The sequence below is a fragment of the Ramlibacter sp. genome (assembly GCF_013697775.1).
GTDB lineage: Bacteria > Pseudomonadota > Gammaproteobacteria > Burkholderiales > Burkholderiaceae_C > Ramlibacter.
This window is the reverse complement of the sequence record NZ_JACCWG010000432.1, coordinates 1-3,548: the sequence shown is the minus strand read 5'-3', so window position 1 is coordinate 3,548 and position 3,548 is coordinate 1. Positions and strand designations below refer to the sequence as shown.

General features: G+C 69.5%; 2 protein-coding genes. Both read right to left on the bottom strand.

Annotated elements, in window-relative coordinates:
- Window positions 1-120: 120 nt before the first annotated feature.
- Window positions 121-1,689: a long-chain-fatty-acid--CoA ligase gene (locus H0U68_RS21850; RefSeq protein WP_296359010.1), complete on the bottom strand. Its 1,569-nt coding sequence runs from the start codon at window positions 1,687-1,689 to the stop codon at window positions 121-123.
- Between the two features lie 5 nt (window positions 1,690-1,694).
- On the bottom strand, window positions 1,695-3,548 hold a 1,854-nt coding region (locus tag H0U68_RS21845), incomplete at its 5' end, for an alpha/beta fold hydrolase (RefSeq protein ID WP_296359009.1).

Genomic DNA, 3,548 nt, shown 5'->3' with positions numbered 1-3,548 from the left:
ACAACCCCAAACCATTCATCTGGACAGCCAGTGCTTCGGACATCCTGGCCAAGGTCACCAGAGCCAAGGCTGCATTGGCTGCGATCTCACGATAAGTACAGAACAGAGGCGCGCACCACACTAGTTGACCTGCCGTTCCTGGCCGGCCCAGTGCGGCTCGCGCAGCACGCGCTTGAGCACCTTGCCGGTCGCATTGCGCGGCAGCCGCTCGACGAGGATCGCGTCGTAGATCATCTTGAACGACGCGATGCGGCCGCGCGCATGCGCCATGACGTCGGCCCTGGTCAGGCCCGAACCGGAAACGGGGACCACGTAGGCAATGGGCACTTCGCCCCAGCGCTTGTCCGGCACGCCGATGACCGCCGCCTCGTCGATGGCGGGATGGGTGAGCAGCACCTGCTCCAGTTCGGCCGGAGAGATGTTTTCACCGGCCGAGATCACCACGTCCTTGATCCTGTCGGTGATATAGAGATACCCATCCTCGTCCATGTACCCCGCGTCGCCCGTATGGATCCAGCCGTCGACGAGGGTTTCGGCCGTCGCCTCGGGCCGCTTCCAGTATTCCAGCATGCGGGTGGGCGTATGGAAGTGGATCTCGCCGCTCTCGCCCGGCGCAAGACCGCGTCCCTCGCCGTCCACGATGCGCACCCGCACGCCGCGCACCGGCCTGCCGGCAGAGGTCCGGCGCTGGCCCGTCGCCGCGGCGTGTTCCGACGGCGGCATGAAGATCGCCATGTTGGTGGTTTCGGACATGCCGTAGTTGTGGGCGAAGCGGCAGCGCAGCCGGGCCTGCGCCTTGTCGAGCAACGGCAGCGCCATTGGCGCGCCCCCGTAGATGATGAAGTCGACCGACGACAGGTCGGTGGCCGCGCATGCGGGATCCGACAGCAGGAAGCGCAGCATGGCAGGCACGAAGGCGAGCTTGGTGATCCTGTACTGCGCGATCGCGCCCAGTGCTTCGGCGCTGTCGAAGGCCTTCATCACCACGTTGGCCGCGCCGTTGATCAACCCCTGCATGGCCCACCACAGGCCACCCACGTGGAAGGTCGGCAGGGTCAGCAGCGACACGTCGCGCGGTGTCCATTCGATGAATTCGTCGCTCGCGCGCACGATCTCCCGCACGGTGTCGATGAAGCCGCGATGGCCCAGCACCACGCCCTTGGGCTTGCCGCTGGTGCCGCTGGTGTAGATCTGGACGACGGGCGTTCCCGGTTCGATCGGCACAGCCGGCCGGACGGCAGGAGCGGCGTCGCGCAGCCCGGCATAGCCGGTCAAGCCCGCAGCCGCACCGCCGATGACCACCACGGCCCGCAGCCGGGGGCAGCGGGCGCGCAAGTCCTGCGCGGGCTGCGCCGTCTCCGGCGTCACGAACAACAGCTCGCACTCGGCGTCCCGCACGATGAATTCCATTTCCTCGGCGGTGAGCTTCCAGTTGACGGGCACGAACACCATTGCGGCCCGGGCGCAGCCGAACAGGATTTCGTAGCTCTTGTCGCTGTCCAGGCCGAGAAAGCCGACGCGCGCGCCAGGCGCGAGGCCTTGCGCCGCCATCGCGTTGGCCATCCGGTTGGCCGCCTGCGCCAGGTCGGGATAGCTGGTGTGCCGGCCCTGGAAGATCAGCGCCGTTCCGCCCGCATGCAGGTCCGGGATGTCGGCCAGGGTCCTGGCCGCGTCGTAGAAGTTCTGCATCGCACTCACTCCCCAGTCAAAGTCTTGAGCGCGGCCAGGATGCGCTCGCGCACGGCCTGGGGCACATCGGTGTGCAGGTTGTGGCCGCCGCCCTCGATGATGAAGCTCTCCGAACGGGGCAGGACCACGCCGGGCGCAACCAATGCCGGCGTTCCCGCCAGGTCGCTGGCCGACCCGTAGAGGCGCGTCGAGGGCATCCGCAGCTGCGCCAGCAGGGCCAGGTAATCCTGCTGGCCCTGCAGCAGATCGAAGTTGATCCAGTTGCGCAGCCGGGGGTCCCAGCTCCAGCCGACCCCGCCCTCGACCTCCCGCGTGATCCTGCGCGCCAGGGCGAAGAGCGTCGCCTGGTCGAGCTTCGGGTGGTAGAGCGCCAGCATCTGCGCGGCGGACGCGAGATCGGCATAGGCAGGTTGCGCCGCCACCTCCGGCAGCTGGTGCGCGTCCGCTTCGCCGTGCCTCCTCGGACTGACCGGCTCGACCAGCACCAGGTGCGCCACGCGCTCGGGATGCAGGAAGGCGTACGACGCGGCCACCACCGAGCCGATGGAATGGCCCACCAGCAGCACGCGCCGGCCAGCCGCCTCGCGCCGCAAGACCGCGTCCAGGTCCGTCGCGAAATCCAGCGCGGTGATGTTCGCTCCGCCAGAGTGGTGGCTGGAAGTGCCGTGGCCGCGAAGGTCCGGCGCGAGCACCTCCACGCCGGCCTGGCAAAGTCCCTCGGCCACGCTGTTCCAGATCGCCGCCTGGTCGAGGATCCCGTGGACGGCCACGACCAGCGGTCCCGCCGCGGCTGTCCCCCAGCGGCACAGGCCGATGCGGCGACCGCCGGCTTCGATCGCCGATTCCCGCATGAGCGCCAGCGCGGTCCCCGGCTCCCGGCCGTCCGCCGCGGCAGCAGGCGCCTCGGCGGCGCGCGATCCGAACACCATCTCCACCAGGTACGCGGCCAGCTTGTCGAGTGTCGGGTGGTCGATCAGCGAGCTCGGGTTCAGCGTGCAGCGCAGGCCGGACTCGATGCGGTTCTTGAGCTCGACCGTCATGAGCGAGTCGAAGCCGAGGTTGCGCAGTGGCTGGCCGAGGTCGACCATCTCGGGCGCTCCCATTCCGATGACGGCGGCGACCTGCGCACGCAGCGCCTGCGCCAGCGTGGCCGCCCGGGCTTCGGGCGCGGCCTCCTCGAGCTGCTTGAGCAGCGCTCCCGCTTGCACGGCCCTGGCCCTGGCCGCGCCGCGCTCGACCAGCGAATAGAACGCGGTGCCCTGCGGGTCCGGCACGTTGGACAGGAACCGGCTCCATTGGATGTCGGCCACGAGGGCCGCCGGAATGTCCGACCCCAGCAGGAAGCTGAACGCATCGAGGTTGTCCGCCACCGACAGGCGCCCGAGTCCGATGGCGGCGAAGCGCGCCTGGTTGGCTTCGCGCGCACGCTCGGCCATGCCGTCCTTGTCCCAGGGCCCCCAGTTGATGCAGGTGGCCGGCAGGCCCTGCGAATGCCTCAGCCGGGCAAGCCCGTCCAGGTAGGCATTGGCCGCGGCATAGTTCGACTGGCCCGGCGAGCCCGTGATCGACGCGATGGAGGAAAAGAGCACGAAAAAGCGCAGCTTCATGCCCTCGGTCGCGCGATGCAGGTGCCAGGCGCCCGCGACCTTCGGCGCGAGCACCTGCTGGAACCGAGCCCAGCTCTGGTTCGCGATGGTGGCGTCGTCGAGCACGCCGGCCGCATGGACGACACCGCCCAGCGGCGGCAATTCGCGGCCGATGCGCGCGATGACGGCGGCCACGCTCGCCGGATCGGCGGCGTCCATCGGCCACGCGTGGATGCGCACCCCCTCGGGCAGGTCCGCGAGAGGCGCGTCGGC

Bases quoted from the DNA above. Each gene is read 5' to 3' on its own strand.
- H0U68_RS21850 (WP_296359010.1), bottom strand. From the start codon at position 1,689: ATGCAGAACTTCTACGACGCGGCCAGGACCCTGGCCGACATCCCGGAC.